The organism is Nostoc sp. 'Lobaria pulmonaria (5183) cyanobiont' (assembly GCF_002949795.1).
Classification (GTDB): Bacteria; Cyanobacteriota; Cyanobacteriia; order Cyanobacteriales; family Nostocaceae; genus Nostoc.
The window spans coordinates 3,854,910-3,870,558 of the sequence record NZ_CP026692.1 but is presented as its reverse complement, the minus strand read 5'-3'; the positions used below and the strand labels follow the sequence as shown (position 1 = coordinate 3,870,558).

Sequence of the window (15,649 nt, the reverse complement as noted above, 5' to 3'; positions counted from 1 at the left end):
AATGACTAACAAAAATCCCAAATCTAGAATCCCAAATCTATTACTCCCTTGGCTCGATGCTGTAGCAATTACAGCTTGGGGCACTTTGATGTTGAGATATTGGCTAACTAACAAGCTGAACCTGTTGATTCATCCAAATTACATTTGGTTCGTGGTCGTGACAGGTATCGGCTTGATTATTATTGGTTTCTTCAAGATGCAGGAACTTTGGCAACGTCGTCGCCGTGATGTTACACCAAACGCCCCGCATATTAGTTTATTTCCCCCTGGTTGGGGCAGTGCTTTGTTATTGACTACAGCGATTTTAGGTTTTATTATTACACCGCAAGTTTTTGCTAGTGACAAAGCACTCCAAAGAGGGGTGACGACTGATTTATTAGGAAGCACACGTGTTAAACCTCAAGCCTTTCGCGCTACTGTTCGTCCAGAGGAGCGATCGCTTGTAGACTGGGTACGCACCGTCAATGTCTATCCAGAGCCAGATACATATACAGGGCAAAAAGTCAAGGTACAGGGATTTGTCATCCACCCGCCGGATATAGGAAAAGAATATTTGTTTTTAGCACGATTTGTCTTAACTTGTTGTGCAGCAGATGCTTACCCTGTGGGATTGCCCGTCAAACTACAAAATAATCAAGAGCCTTACTCCGCTGATACCTGGCTGGAAGTAGAAGGACAAATGGTGACAGAAAATTTGGCAGGTAAACGCCAACTTACCATTGCCGCTAACTCTCTCAAAAAGATTCCTCAACCCCAAAATCCTTATAGTTATTAGTTATTTGTTGATGACAGATGACAAATGACAAATAACAAATGACAAATAACCAATGACTAAATCTAAAGCATTTATCCAACCACTGGATCGCATAGCGATCGCACTAATGCTACTGCTGAGTGTGCTGATTGGGTTAATTATCTTGCAAGGTGATGTGGTAACTGCTCGTGTGCGGGAATTTACTTGGCAAAATCAACAAATTGGAGCAGAAGATAATTCCTTCACCCTCACCTTCAGCCGCCCAATGGAAGTAAAAAGCGTCGAGGATAACTTGAAAATCGAGCCACCCCTAGCAGGTAAATTCAGTTGGGCAGGGCGGCGGATGGTTTATACACTGGTGACACCAGCACCCTATGGCACAAATTATAAAGTGCAGTTACAGGGAGCTAAAGATAAGTTTGCAGAGCAAGAAGGGAAAAATCGGTTGATACAGCCCTTTACAGGTAGTTTTCGGACACGCGATCGCGTTATCCTTTACATCGGAACCGAGCAAGAAGAACAGGGACGGTTAGTTCTTTACAACTTGACTCAAGAGCAAAAAAGGATACTGACTCCCAAAGACCTGATAGTAATCGACTTTGAATCATTTCCTGATGGGGAGAAAATTTTATTTTCTGCTCGCGCCGCAAACAATCAAGACTTACTTTCAGCCCAACTGTATACAGTGACAACAGGCGTTTCTGCTAAATCTGGACAAAAAGCAGAACCAGAAGGCAAAGTTGACCTGACTTTAGATAGTAAAGATTATCAAAACCTGAAATTTGACTTATCACCTGATGGGCAAACTATTGTCATCCAGCGGGGAAATAAAACTAATCCTGGTGACTTTGGACTTTGGTTTATGCCAGCAACCAGTGATGGTTCAGCAGAAAAACCCACCCCGAAACGCCTAAAAAGCCAACCGGGGGGAGACTTTATGGTGACACCAGATAGTAAAGCCGTAGCAGTTGCCCAAGGACAGGGAGCAGCGATTTTACCACTGCAAGGTGATGCCAGTAAACCCCTAGATTTTCTGCCGCAGTTTGGTTTGGTACAGGCTTTCTCCAAGGATGGCTCTCAAGCAGCGATGGTAAAGTTTAATACAGATTATACGCGGGATTTATTTTTGGTGACAAACCAAGGTGTTCAGAAACAGCTATTAAAAACAACAGGTTCAATTCTCAGTTGCCAATTTGATATCGCCTCACCCACCCTCTACTGTTTGCTGACACAGCTAGTATCAAAGGAACAATATATAGAACAGCCTTATGTGGTGGCAATTGATCTGAAAACCGGGCAACAGAAACCACTGTTAGTACTGCCTCCCGCTCAACGGAATGTGCAAATGAGTTTATCTGCTGACGGTTTGGGCTTGTTATTTGACCAAGTAGTACCGCAGACAAATCCCCCAGCATCATTACCCGCAAATACTTTGAAAACTGATGACGGAGATACGATCGCTACCAGTAGCCTCTGGTTAATGCCTCTGTTGCCCATTGCTGATGCTGCGACTGTTGAAATTAGACCAGAACAACTCCCCTTAGCCGGATTTCATCCCCGGTGGTTGCCTTGAAAAAACTTAGATTCCCGACTTCTTAGAGAAGTTGGGAATCTTGTTGGTAACAAGCTGACAATTCCTGATTTATTGGATTTGAAACTATGAATTGATAATTTGTCCAAGCTTCCCAAAAAATATAAATTGATAGTATTCCTAAGAAGATGCGAAGCACTAAATTCACAGTAGAATCTGGTAGTTTGGGCAATGTGCGAGTACTTATCTGGACGCCTAAAAGACCACCACATCCTAAAACTATACCTTGAACAAATAGAATATTTCCCTCTAATGCGTGTCCTGTGCAGGCAGCTAAAGCAGTGATGACAATCACACCCAAACTAGTTTGAATTGCTACTTTAATTTCTTCTTTTAGTAGCAACATTTGTAGTGGCACCATAATCGTACCCCCACCTAAACCGAATAAACCTGCTAAAATTCCTGCTGCTCCCCCAGTGCCAATTTTAGAAACTAATGGGTTAAATACTGGGGCTGTATCCTCTATTTCCTGGAAGGCCAGCTGCTTGCGAAGCTCAATTAGATAGATATTAGCAAGTAGTATGATGCCAAATGTAAAGAGTATTATATAAGATGGAATTTTATTGGCGAAATATACACCTATTCCAGTAGTTAGAAAAGCTGGAATTCCTAAATAAATTACTCGTTTAAAGTCAAAGTAGCCCATCCACCAATTCTGCAAACTTCCAGAAATTGAAGTAATTACAATAGCAAGGCTACTAGTAGCGATCGCCTGAACGGGAGTATAACCTAGTGTGACTAAAAGAGGAATTGTGATAATACCGCCACCTATTCCTAAAAGTCCAGCTATGACTCCAGATATTAGACCCCCACTTACTAAAATTAACCAACTAAAATCAATCATAAATAATTCTTTTTCTACAGAACTGACTTGGTGTAATTAACCCTGTACTGTCACTGGATGGCTAACAACGCCCCCGTAGAGCAATCCAGAATCATTCCACGGAACTGTACTCGCTTGTGTATTACCTAAATTGTCAGTAGCACGAGCTTGGAGAAAATATTCCCCAGGAATTGGGTTCCATTCAATGTCCCACCGTACCCATGCAAATGGAAAATTTGGTTCTCTAAGTCGTGCAAATTGCCAAGTTTTGCCGCCATCCAGGCTGACTTCCACACGGACAATCTTTCCTTTCCCAGACCAAGAACGTCCACGTAGTAAGTGGCTTCTAGCAGAAAGCGTAGCTGGCCAAGCCAACTCAAAGGCACTTTTGACATTTTGATAGGTAATCAGCTTACCTTTATACGGTGCGATCGCTGGGTAGTCTGCACCAACCAGCACCATCTGCTCCGTTACCCACTGGGTATATATCGGCGTTTCGGAAACTTCAATCCGCTCAATCCATTTAACGTTGGCGTTTCCTCCCCAACCAGGGAATAACACACGGCACGGCTGACCATGATCTGGAGGTAATGGTTCTCCATTCATTGCATAGACAACGAGCGAGTTATCTGCTAATGCCTTGCTAATTGGAACTACACTGCTAAACTTGGATTTATTTGTCTGTTTTGAGTCTAGCGAATCCACATCTGCACCCTCAACGAGTACATCTTTTGCTGTGGATTTCAGTCCAGCTCGCTCTAACAACATACTAAGTGGTACACCAGTCCACTCAGCCACACCAATAGCCCCAAGCCTCCAACGTGTTCCAGGGAGTGGGGTGTTGTAAGCTTCTTCAAAGAAGCGCCGACCGTTAGCAGCACACTCAATGGCACAAGTGACTGAGATGGATGGCATGGCGATGATTTCATCGTAGGTAAACTCACAGGGGGCAGAAACGCCAGTTCCATGAATTTGCAAACGCCATGTAAATGGGTCAAAGGTCGGAGGTGCGCTGCGGTTGTGAACATAGAACCAATCATTTGGTACTAAATAGCCACGCCCATACATCGCTTCCCAGTTCATCTCTAATGTGCCTTTGCTATGAGAGATATACCCTGGTGGCAATGGCTTAAGTATTTTACTGCCTTTAGTTTTAACAGCTGTCTGACTGTGGGCGAGTGCAGGTTTCGCTAACCCTCCGATGGCTGTTGCGCCAACCATAGTAGCTAGTATTTTCAGAAAGCGCTGGCGCGAAATACCTGCATCTGTACTTTTTTGCCAGATGCACTGTTCAACCCGTGCCTGTAAATAATCCTCTTGGTCAAAGAGGTTTTCATCGCTCAAGCTATTACCCCCTTGTAATTATTTATAATTTTCAGTGGGTAGGGGCACGGCACCGTGCCCCTACAAGCTATATATCTTTTGGCGAGAAAAAGGGGCGAGACTAACCCTCTATCGCTGTCCAAATACCAGTTATCTCATCTTGTGTGTAATTGGGCAAATAATGAGCCAATCCGTTTTTAGCTATTTGAGCGATCGCATCTATAAAGCGATCGCAATCTTCCAATGTATTATATACAGCAAAGCTGGCTCTGATAATACTAGGAATGTTGCGTGTAATTCCTCTATCTACTTCCTGAGCAATTTCCCAGTCTTGCTCGTCTGAAATATTCTTGAGTTTACGAATGTATTCATAAGTGCAGAAAGCCCCAGCCCGAACGCCAATGCCGTATTCCTGTGCCAGAATCTCTGCCACTAAGCGTCCATCAAACCCATCAATATCCAGGGGAATAACATGGGCTAAATTATCTCCTGGGATATGTACTTTTACACCAGAAATAGCTTGAAGTCGTGTGAATGTGAACTCAACTAGAGAATGTTCGTAATTAGCAATGCGCGAACGTCCAAGGGCTTCAATAATTTCAATCGCCTTGGCAATGGCGATCGCACCCATTGCGTTTGGTGTTCCAGGGTCATGGGCCCGTTCTGTATAGAAACGCTTGATCTCTAGGTTTCTGGTGATATAAGGCAGGTTTCCACCACCGATTTGATAAGGGTAGGAGCTATCAAAAAATTCCTTTGGCCCCAGCAAAACCCCGGTTCCATAAGGGGCATACATCTTGTGTCCAGAGAAAGCCACAAAATCTAAATGACATGGGTGATCATCTGCACGCATATCGACTCGTTCGTGCTGAATTAACTGACACACGTCAGCAAATATCTTCGCACCATACCGATGTGCTAAAGCTGCAATTTCATAAATTGGGGGTCTGTAACCTGTAATTGTGGAAGCACCTGTAATAGTTACTAACTTAATTTGCTCGGCTTCGGGGAGATTTTGGTGTGCTTTGAAGATATCTTCAATTTCTGTGATACTGACACTTCCATCTGGCTGGGTTCTGTACTGCACAACTTCGTCTCTAGTAACCCAAGGCAGCAGGTTGGATGAATGCTCGATATCAGAAACTAAGATTTTCCCAGGTTTTTTTGCCCAAAGTGTGGCGGCTCCATTAATTGCTTCTGTTGTATTTTTCGCAAAGATTACATAGTTATTTGAAGATGATCCCACAAAGTCCCGAATAATGTTCCGACTGGCGTCATATTCTCGTGTAGTTATGATGGACTTTTGCCCAGAACCTCGATGTACACTGCCATAGGTATCAAGCATTTCGTCCACGTACTGCTTGAGGGTTGCAAAGGGTGTGGTTGTAGCTCCATTATCCAAGTTGACGTACTTGACATAGTTTCCGTTAAGAGTTTTTACCTTGAAAGATAGAGACTCATCTGTAAATAACGGTCTAATTTCTTTGTCCCAAAAGCTGTCACAATTTTCTGCAAACAGCGGGAATTGGACAGCTTCTTGCTTGATTTTTGCATCCATTGCGAGTATGTCAGTCATCTTTAGCACCTCTACTTTAAATTGTATTTTTTAGACAAACCTAACCGCCACAAAGCTTTACTTCGTGCCAAAATCATATTAATTGCCAGTAATTATAGTCTTTATAATTACTTAGTTCCTAGTAGAAAACTCGGCTATTCCAATTATTCTTTAATAAACTAATTAAAAATGATATCCGTATTTATACTTAATTATAATACTTTAGCTATGAGTAAATACACAATGTAAACAATATTTATAAGTAGTTAAGTATACTTTAAACAATTTTTTTGTAGTCATTAAACAAACTTGACCCATTGAAGACAAGTTGATAGAAAAAGCCTCTCACTAACTAAGCCTATAATTGCTTACTGGGACTGTATTTAAGGATAAAAAAGCTCTTACTAAGTTGAGATTGCTCTTTAAAAAAGCTTTATTAATTAACTTAGACTTATTGTTACTTCCTCAAGATCATTTTATACGTATTTACTCGTATTTGTCATGCTTTACTAATATTGCAGCCATCGCAGAAGCTCTTAGTTGTTGGCTGATATTAAATAGCGATCGCCCAGAAGCACAGAATTATCATCTAATAGTAGATACTTATACGGGCATCTATCCTAAGTAATAAATAAGTCAGTAGAAAAATGTGTTGAAGGAGACATTTATATTTATGTCTTAAGACAGATGCGTTTATAATAAAGAAAGTATAATGGAAGGCAGTTTTTTGATCTAGAAAAACTTCATCAGCCAATAGCTAATACAGTTTAGTTTTTAACGTATTGGGTTTTTCCACTCTCTTGCCTATCCTCAAAGGCGGATCGAGTTCCCCTTCTGCTTCCCTCTTCTTGACGGGAAAGAGCATCATAGTGTTATAACGGCATCAGTCTAGATACAAAATGGGGAACACCAATTGATAATTAATTGCTGGTGCTTGGAGAGAGTTAAACTTAGCTTCTAGAGCAAACCCTGATTAGACACAGTTGATAAGCAATGCTAATGCCAGCACTGCTGAATATTTTTAAGCAGGTGAGTCAAGAGTGATGAATGAAGCTGACACCTCAAACAAGGGGGCTGTGATAGAATCCCTAAATTCTGCTAATTCGCCACAATCAGAGCAGGCGAGTTGTCCCTTTTACTCAGTTGTGCCCAATGACAATATGACAGTTAGAAAACTGCCACTCCTCATGCCAGCTGAAGATACACAATTTTTACAAGATACTACCCAGCAGGACTGGGTTGCAGAGCCTGAAAGCGGCAAACAAGCACTTATTGACTCGGAATTTCAGAACCTGCTGGCATTGAACGAAGAATTACGTGCGGCTAACAATAAATTGTATGAACAAGTAGAGCAGCTAAAAGACAACCTAGCTGAGTCAGAAAAGGTTTTGCAGTGGCAGAAAACGCGTTCTAGCGTTAGTGAGTCGATGCTCAACCAACACACTCAGGAACTAGCTGCGGCTCAAGAACAGATAAAATCTTTATTTCAACAATTAGAAACTGCTGTACAAACTGTTCAACGTCAGGAAATTTTCACTGATACTTATAAAGCACAACTACAAATTAGCCAACAACGCCTTGCTCAGTTAGAGCGAGAATGTACGTTGCTACACACTAATAACAACGAACAATCTCAGCAGTTATTGCAGTCAGAAAATGTTTGTCGGGAGCTACGTACAAGACTGATGCGACAACAACGCCAGACGCTGCAATTCAAAGCAGCTTTGGAAAAATGTCTAGATACATCCGTTCCTAGCTATGACTCCTTAGAAGATGCTGCAAAACATCCTAAAGACATAACTAGTAGCCAAGGAAGATTTTCTAGAAAAGCTCGGTCTTTGTTTCCTAACGCCCAGCCAATTCAACCTTGGTCAGCAGAAGAAGAATCCTTGAGTAACGATCTAGATAATTCTTGGGGTGAACCCTCAGCACCAATCCCATTCCAAAGAAATGAAGCTCCTGCGACGCCATCATCTCCTTGGAACTGGAAAGTTAAGAAAGACACGCCAACATCAACACAACCCGCGCCATCTCCAGAAGTTGATGATTCTCCAGATCCAACTGAAGCGGTTTCACCTTCGGGTTCATCAAATTTAGATCAGCAATTAGATAGTCTAATCCAAATGTTTTTCACCTCCCAGCCTGCATCTACATCACCACCAGCTGCTGCGAAAACAGATGTTAGTGATGCCCCTATTTGGGAGACTTTGGCAACAATCTTAGAAGACGATGAGGAACTAGAAAATCCACAGGAGGAACATTTGGAAGCAGAAATTAATCCTCCTGCAACTACCTCTACTTCTTGGACGACGGATTCTGTGCTTTCACCAGCCAATAACCTACTGGTTTCCTCTACTCCATCTCACACCGAAACGCCTGTTGGAGAAACTGAAGACTACTGGTCAGAAGTTTCACAATTGTCAGCAAGTAATTTGTCCTCAGAGTCATTAGGTGATAACACCAATGATGACAATTCACCTTCACCAGTAGTTTATCCCCAGCGTCCACCCAAGGGGCGTAAGTCATTGGCATCTGTAGAACTGCCGAATTTTCGCCCCAAGAGTCAATAGTTAGTTGTCATTTGTCATTTGTCATTTGTCCTTAGTCATTTGTCTAAAACTAATGACCAATGGCTAATGACAAATGACTAATTCAGAATCCTTACTTCTGACTTCGGAATTATGGCTTCTGGGTTGGTTTTTGCTACCTGGCTGGGCGATCGCGGTTTGCCTGTGGCGATCGCATAATTAATCGCCAACAGCCACAGCCACAAGCCTGGATTCCGGGGTTCTAGCCAAAAACCTACTCGGTTTAAGAAGCGCGAGAACCACGGACTTAGTAAAGCACTAACCAGGGCATGACGACCGAAGTTGAAATAACTACCAAGCCATCGCACTAAATCTCTTGGGCCAGCAAGTTCCCAAATCCATAAAAGCAAGGCAGGATTTTTCCTGGCTGCTTTCAGTGCTAAACGGTTAAAGGTTAACCAATCACACCGATCTTTGATGAAGTTATCTGCCACTTCTGGCGGTTCGTCTGCTAACAGCCCAAAGAAGGTGTTGAGCATGGAGTTAATCCGCTGGGGTGGTAAAAATTTCCCTGTGGGTACCATCATGCCTTTGGAAAAGAGCCAAGTCACGGAAACGTTGGTTTGATAGGCGCGAATTTGGTTTAAGTGGCGGAAACTCAACAAGTCATGTTTGAGGGCAGTATCCAACAGGGTTGTTAAGCGCTCTAAGTTGCGAACTAGGGAACCAAAACCGGTGAAAACGAGGGGAGATTGGAGTGATGCAGCATCACCGATCGCAATCAATCGATCGAAGGCAACTGTGCGATCGCGACTTCCCACACTAAAATGCCCTGGTATATACCCAAATGTCGGCTTCTTCCACACCAATTTGTCCATATCGCACCTGCGATACTCTGGCAAAATTGTGAAAAAGTCCTCGTACATCTCCAGCAAGGAACCGGGATTTTTAGCATTGACTTCGTGGTAATGAAATAAATAAATCGTCAGTTCATCATCAGCTGCGGGAAACAATTCCCAAATCAACTGCCTTCCCCGCGAAATATCCCCATGACTGTAAAGAACGTCCCCATATTGGGAATCCCATACTCCCGGCTCAAATCCGCTTTCAATTGCCGCTCCCACTGTCGGACAGACACTATCAAAGGCACGACCACCGTTTAATTGCCAAGCGATGGGGGATGCAGTTCCCATTGCATCTATTAGCAGTCGTCCACTTACTTGCTTCTCAATGTGACTGGGCAAGTGCTTGACTTGCAAAACTACCTGTGATATATCAATATCTGCACGGATAAACTCTGTTTCATCCCAAATTTCACCGCCTGCGGCTTGCAGTTTTTGCCCACACATTTGGAGCCATTTTTCGGAATCTAAGCCTAAATTTAGGACTGTGGGTGTGTGGAGGATGGGCGATCGCAGTTTGGCTGGATTGTTAGCATCAAAAAACTTATTGAATCCATCTTTGTATTCCCTGGCAATGATGGTTTCTAACTCAGCGGGGGTGACTAAACCCAAGTTAACCAAGCTTTGAATCTCGTCGCGCGAAATATTCCATTCTCGGTTCATCCGCCCAAAGGGCATTCGTTCCACCAGCAAGACTTTGTATCCGAGTTTTGCCATCAGTGCTGCATGGATTGCGCCTAGTGCGCCACCGATGTAGATGATGTCGTACTGGGCATGGGGTATGGGGGCATTAGTTGTTTCCCCCCTGCTCGCCTGCTCCCCTGCTCGCCTGCTCCCCTGCGAAAACACCACTTGACGCGGCTGCTGCGGATTCTGCACCCCTTCGCGCCACCGTTTTTCCCACCAATAGGCACGAGTTAGGTCATATTCACCGTTGGGCATTTTCTGAAAATACTTGACGGTAAGGGGGTAAGTAGAGCCTAGTGCGGCAAATATTGATTGCTGGGATAAATCAATTGCTGGCGGCTCTGGATAATGATGCGGAAAACGGCTTCTGATTTCCTTGGTCAAGCGTTGCAGAATTTGTCCTTCACTGGGAAAGGGTTGTTCTGACCAGCGAAACACTTTCAGATAGGTAGTTCGTTGCACCGACCAGACAAATACCGAAAGTTCTGTAAGCAAGTTTTCGGAAGGAGCCACTTCAGCAGGTGTAGTAGCACTGGGTATTCTAAGGCGAAAGCCTTCCGAGGTAAGCACTTTTTCTCCATTTCCAGGTTCAAAATCTGTTTGTAACCAACTACGCACAGTTTCTATATCTGGAGTTGGAACTTCTAAATAAAGTATTTCTTTCATTTTTTCCTGACATCTCCCATCAATCTACTCACTAAGACAGATTTTCTTAAGTCATCAAGTAAGGTAAACTCCGCCCTATTAGTTTCGTAAAGATTCAGTAAAGAAATTTTAAGAGTTTGTCAAAGTTATTGTTCATTTTGTATTTCTCTAAACCTACGCCATGAATTATCCCATTCCAGACAGTCCCCAAGAAATTATTGCTCTGCGACAACAGCCCATTGACGAAGAACTAGTTGCCAGTGCGATCGCTGGAGTAATTAAAATTGTCCGCGCTCAGGGTCAATCTTTGGAAGAATTGACCGCTCAGTTGTTAGCAGACGATCCACTGTTGGATCAGCAACAACGCCGCTGGTTAAGTCAATTAGTTGCCCAATCCTGGGAAAAATTTTCCTAAAACCTTGGATAAGATGAAGTTTTGGTCGCAGCATTAGATTTCTAGGTCTGTACCTAAATCTTAGAGATCGCATTTTCGGTATAAGAGTAATAATAATGGTCAGTATGGGATTGGCAATTGGGTTGCTATTTTTGCGTTCATGGCACAGAAGCCACTAAATTAACCATATCAGCGTTTTACGTTGCTGATGAATTTTACAACGTTCTGAAACGGAAAGACCTCTGGCGCAAAGCAGAGGTCTTTTTTTGGGAGCAATTTTTATGCTGTTTGAGCAACACCTCGGTACATAAATTCAGTTGAGCGATCGCTAACTAAGTGAGTAAAAATAAATACAACTATGCTACAAATCCATTTGAAAGCCTTGACAATGAATAATCGTAGTCAGCGGCTCTAGCCATTTAAAATCTTATGCAGAGCGATAAATCGCTGACTACGAACAAAAATTTTATCTTAGATTTAATTATGTCTACCTACTTATCCACAGACGATCGCTTTCAACCCATCAACCTTTTTGAGTACGAAAAGCTAGCAAAAAAACATCTGTCTCAAACGACGCTTGATTACTACAGCAGTGGTGCTTGGGACGAAATCACATTGCGAGATAATCGTGCTGCCTTTGAGCGAGTCAAGCTGCGACCTCGGATATTAGTCGATGTGAGCGATCGCAATCTAAGTACCTCCATTTTAGGACAACCTTTGCAACTACCTTTGTTAATTGCACCAATGGCTTTTCAATGTCTAGCCCATCCAGATGGAGAAGTTGCCACAGCCCTAGCTGCTGCATCGGCTGGTGTGGGTATGGTGTTAAGTACAATGGCAACAAAGAGCATTGAAGAAGTGGCAACTGCATGTAATCAGTTTCCAGATTCTCTACGATGGTTCCAGCTTTACATCCATAAAGATCGAGGGTTAACTCGTGCTTTGGTAGAAAAAGCTTATAAAGCAGGCTACAAAGCACTTTGCCTAACTGTAGATGCACCCGTTCTCGGACAGCGCGAGAGAGATAGACGTAATGAGTTTGCCTTACCCCAAGACTTACATCTGGCTAATCTTGCGAGCATCTCAGGGCTAGATATTTCCCATGAAAAAGGTGAATCTGGGTTATTTACCTACTTTGCCCAACAGCTAAACCCAGCAGTCACTTGGGACGATTTGGAATGGTTGCAGTCTTTATCTGGGCTACCTTTAGTCATCAAAGGAGTTTTACGCCCAGATGATGCTGTGCGGGCTGTAGAACATGGAGCTAAAGCAATTGTTGTTTCCAATCATGGTGGCAGACAACTCGATGGTGCGATCGCTTCTTTAGATGCCCTGACTGAAATAGTAGCCGCAGTGGATGGTAAAGTAGAAGTGGTGTTGGATGGAGGCATTCGTAGAGGCACAGATATTCTCAAAGCTCTGGCATTAGGAGCAAAAGCAGTACTGATCGGACGACCCATTTTGTGGGGACTAGCGGTAGCAGGACAAATCGGCGTATCTCATATCATCTCACTGCTGCAAGATGAGTTAAATGTAGGAATGGCCCTTAGCGGCTGTGCCAAAATACAAGATATTGACCCTAGTTTATTGAACCTGCCACGCCTTTAAGCTGGAGATTCTTAAAACTGTTATTCCAGCAAAACTTTGAGAAATAATTTTCAGACTTGTTACAAAATCTCTTAATTTAGAGTATACTAGTTAAGGTTAGATATAAGGGCGGGTGGCGGAATTGGTAGACGCACCACACTCAAAATGTGGCGGCCTTGCGGTCATAGGAGTTCGATTCTCCTCCTGCCCACTACCAAACAAGTTGTTAAAGAGGTTAAAAACTTATGCGCCTGAAAAGATGGGAATCTCCCCGTAAAGAAGGCAGAAATCATAAAGGTAAAGGCGGTTCTGCTAGGAAGCGTCAACTTAAAAAACAAAGGCAAATGTTACGCCAAAGACTTAAAGAAAGTAACAAGTCAGACAATAATAAAAACCAGAGAGCAGGGAAAGATAAATTTATCTTTCCCTTATTTTTTGGGCTTTTATTTCAGAAAAAAATAAAATCTAGAGATTTTTCATCAATACAAGAACTAAATTAAATCTGTAATAAATTTGTAAATCATAATCAAAAGTTATTAGCTGTTCTTTAAAATATACTAATTTTCATTCGACCTCTTAAGCGCATATTTACGTATAAAATTGGCAGACTTAGTGGCTAGCATTTTACTTTCTTACTTAAGGAGTCAAGTACTATAGAGTACTTAATATACAACATTTATCTAGGAATTTATCGCAATTATAATGCTTGGATGAACTAACCAAAAATTAATTATGAAGGAAGTATGAATTTTGTCAAGCAGTGTCTAAAATCCTTAACATAAAACAGTAAGCTAAGACACAGCAGCAAATAATTCTAGTATTACTGATTAAGCCAAAAGTATACTAAAAAGGCAATTGCACCTCCATGTGTTAACTTCCAACAATGACACAAGTCGACAAAAAGTCAGGAGTCATCCAATCCGAAATATTAAATAATTTGGATTGGTCTAGGTAATCTATGAATTGTTTTCTTGGATACAGGAGTTATTGATGCTGGCAAGAGTGCTTCTACCTACTAAAAAAGTGCTTGATTTTCCTATTACTGCTTTACGGTTTGACGAGCAGATACAAACAATACTCAAGTGGGCGAGTAGGCGTGAGAGTAAAACTGTATATGTAGCCAATGTACACATGCTCATTGAAGCCCATTGGAATCCAGAGTTTGCCACCGTATTGCGAAATGCAGATATAGTTACTCCTGATGGTATGCCTCTGGTATGGATGATGCGAAAAATGGGAGCGCTTTACCAAGACCGTGTGGCAGGGATGGATATTTTTCTTGCATTGTGTCAGCTAACTCAAACCCAAAATCTGAGCATTTTCTTTGTAGGTTCCCAAACAGAAATTCTGTCTAGGATACAAAACAGGTTAGAGAAGGAATTTCCGCAGATAAAGATTGCGGCGATGGAACCTCTACCCTTTCGTCCCCTAACGGAAATTGAAGACGAAGCCTTGGTTCAAAAGATTAACTCTAGTGGTGCTAGCGCTGTCTTAGTTTCTCTGGGATGTCCCAAACAAGAAAATTGGATAGCTCAACATAAGGGCAAAATACAAGCTGTAATGATTGGACTGGGTGGAGTTTTCCCAGTTTATGCCGGAATTCATAAGCGGGCACCCCGCATAGTTCGAGACTTAGGACTTGAATGGCTATATCGATGGATTCAAGAACCACGCCGACTTTGTAGTCGTTATGCGAAGACTATTCCACTCTTTATATGGCTAGCTACTAAACAACTATTATCATCAAGTCGGATTGCAGCGGTCTTCCTTCACGAGACTGGGGACTAAAGAAAAAGAAATAGGTGAAGACTGACTCTAAGGCGTTCAGCCATCAAGTAAAGCAGATTTTAGATGCCAAGGAAAGAATTTTATGCTTTAAGCATCAAGATTCAAGGGGTCAACCTCAAAATGATGAAAGATTCTAAGTATAAGGATTCCGACTCATCAATGTCCTGCTGTAAAAACCCATTATCTGAAATCAACTATTAAAGTACTTGACATTAACCCAGGACTAAGTGTTATATTAACGGTAGTGAAATTGTTGGGGCGTCGCCAAGTGGTAAGGCAGCGGGTTTTGGTCTCGCCATCCCTGGGTTCGAATCCTAGCGCCCCAGTTAATCTAGAACACAGACTTTTCAGCCTGTGTTCTAGATTTTTTAATTGCATTTTTAAGATGTATCTCAATGCATATAATTCTGTAAATGTTACTTGTCAGGGGATTTGAGAGCTTGATCTAGAGTCTGCCTAGCTAGTTCTGCTTTAGACCGCGCTTCTTGGTAACGCACATTAGCTTGAGCAAAATTTTTGAGAACTTTAAAACCTTCCTTGAGTCGAGTAATTTCCTCTTCAGTCACCGACTCATCGGTGAACAGAATATCAACAGCTTTGCGAATTTCCAACGCTTCAGATCGTGACTCCTGAACTTTCAGCTTGAGCGTTGCCAGGTTACTCAGAATCTGGACAGCTTGTGTAATTGTATCCTCACCACTAGCAGTATCAATAGTTGACTCTTTTACCTCAATTAATTGTTGAGGGCCAAATCCTTCTTCTAGTTCGGTGGATAGCTTACCTGCATCCATCAGTTCCATTAGCTGATCCATTGCTTTATCACGGGCTTTAGCTGAATCTTTTCCAGAAACAGTAAGGATAATTTCTGGGCTTTGAGCGAGAGTGTATTGAACCATATTTGAGCAGAAAATTTGCTGATTTAATCAAGCTGAGGCAAGTAATTATATCATTTTGCGTGTCAGACCATTTGTTGATTGTATAGTCAATTAAAGAGTTTCAGACCGAACGTCAACACGTAGTTCGGGAAAGTTTAGTGGTTCCGACTTTGCTCAGTTACTCTGTGGGAAGGAAG

Annotated in this window: 12 protein-coding genes and 2 tRNA genes; 9 read left to right on the top strand and 5 right to left on the bottom strand. The window is 42.3% G+C overall.

Features of this window, described 5'->3' with window-relative positions:
• Window position 1: 1 nt before the first annotated feature.
• Window positions 2-775 carry a TIGR03943 family putative permease subunit gene (locus NLP_RS16965; RefSeq protein WP_104907417.1) on the top strand — a complete coding sequence of 258 codons (774 nt, stop codon included), beginning with the start codon at window positions 2-4 and terminating at the stop codon, window positions 773-775.
• A gap of 52 nt (window positions 776-827) precedes the next feature.
• Window positions 828-2,327, top strand: coding sequence for an Ig-like domain-containing protein (locus tag NLP_RS16960; protein ID WP_104907416.1), 1,500 nt, complete (start codon window positions 828-830; stop codon window positions 2,325-2,327).
• A 22-nt stretch (window positions 2,328-2,349) separates the two neighbouring features.
• Here the strand turns inward: NLP_RS16960 and NLP_RS16955 are convergent, their stop codons facing one another.
• From NLP_RS16955 to NLP_RS16945, 3 genes are all read right to left on the bottom strand, one after another.
• Entirely contained in the window at window positions 2,350-3,189 is an 840-nt protein-coding gene (locus NLP_RS16955; RefSeq protein ID WP_104907415.1) for a sulfite exporter TauE/SafE family protein, read from the bottom strand.
• Between the two features lie 36 nt (window positions 3,190-3,225).
• Window positions 3,226-4,512: a sulfite oxidase gene (locus tag NLP_RS16950; protein ID WP_104907414.1), complete on the bottom strand. Its 1,287-nt coding sequence runs from the start codon at window positions 4,510-4,512 to the stop codon at window positions 3,226-3,228.
• Window positions 4,513-4,612: 100 nt separating this feature from the next.
• The gene (locus NLP_RS16945; protein WP_104907413.1) at window positions 4,613-6,067 is read right to left on the bottom strand and encodes an aminotransferase class V-fold PLP-dependent enzyme; all 1,455 of its coding nucleotides are present in this window, start codon (window positions 6,065-6,067) and stop codon (window positions 4,613-4,615) included.
• A 1,022-nt stretch (window positions 6,068-7,089) separates the two neighbouring features.
• On the opposite strand from NLP_RS16945, the gene NLP_RS16940 reads away from it, so the two are divergent.
• Complete coding sequence (locus NLP_RS16940) at window positions 7,090-8,616, top strand: hypothetical protein (protein ID WP_104907412.1); 1,527 nt, start codon at window positions 7,090-7,092, stop codon at window positions 8,614-8,616.
• Window positions 8,617-8,693: 77 nt separating this feature from the next.
• Here NLP_RS16940 and NLP_RS16935 read toward each other — a convergent pair whose 3' ends face one another.
• On the bottom strand, window positions 8,694-10,829 hold the full coding sequence (locus tag NLP_RS16935; RefSeq protein ID WP_104907411.1) for an NAD(P)/FAD-dependent oxidoreductase: 2,136 nt from the start codon (window positions 10,827-10,829) through the stop codon (window positions 8,694-8,696).
• A 160-nt stretch (window positions 10,830-10,989) separates the two neighbouring features.
• Here NLP_RS16935 and NLP_RS16930 point away from each other — a divergent pair, with 160 nt between their 5' ends.
• The 6 genes from NLP_RS16930 to NLP_RS16905 all read left to right on the top strand — a co-directional run bounded on the left by NLP_RS16930 (window position 10,990) and on the right by NLP_RS16905 (window position 14,903).
• On the top strand, window positions 10,990-11,223 hold the full coding sequence (locus NLP_RS16930; RefSeq protein WP_094349603.1) for a hypothetical protein: 234 nt from the start codon (window positions 10,990-10,992) through the stop codon (window positions 11,221-11,223).
• A gap of 462 nt (window positions 11,224-11,685) precedes the next feature.
• On the top strand, window positions 11,686-12,810 hold the full coding sequence (locus tag NLP_RS16925; RefSeq protein WP_104909903.1) for an alpha-hydroxy acid oxidase: 1,125 nt from the start codon (window positions 11,686-11,688) through the stop codon (window positions 12,808-12,810).
• 106 nt (window positions 12,811-12,916) lie between these two features.
• A tRNA-Leu gene (locus tag NLP_RS16920) sits at window positions 12,917-13,000 on the top strand.
• A gap of 34 nt (window positions 13,001-13,034) precedes the next feature.
• Window positions 13,035-13,289, top strand: a complete 255-nt coding sequence (locus tag NLP_RS16915) for a hypothetical protein (protein WP_104907410.1) — start codon at window positions 13,035-13,037, stop codon at window positions 13,287-13,289.
• 490 nt (window positions 13,290-13,779) lie between these two features.
• Complete coding sequence (locus NLP_RS16910) at window positions 13,780-14,577, top strand: WecB/TagA/CpsF family glycosyltransferase (protein ID WP_104907409.1); 798 nt, start codon at window positions 13,780-13,782, stop codon at window positions 14,575-14,577.
• 254 nt (window positions 14,578-14,831) lie between these two features.
• Window positions 14,832-14,903: transfer RNA gene (locus NLP_RS16905), tRNA-Gln, on the top strand.
• 90 nt (window positions 14,904-14,993) lie between these two features.
• Here the strand turns inward: NLP_RS16905 and NLP_RS16900 are convergent.
• The gene (locus tag NLP_RS16900) at window positions 14,994-15,473 is read right to left on the bottom strand and encodes a hypothetical protein (RefSeq protein WP_104907408.1); all 480 of its coding nucleotides are present in this window, start codon (window positions 15,471-15,473) and stop codon (window positions 14,994-14,996) included.
• Between the last annotated feature and the right edge of the window lie 176 nt (window positions 15,474-15,649).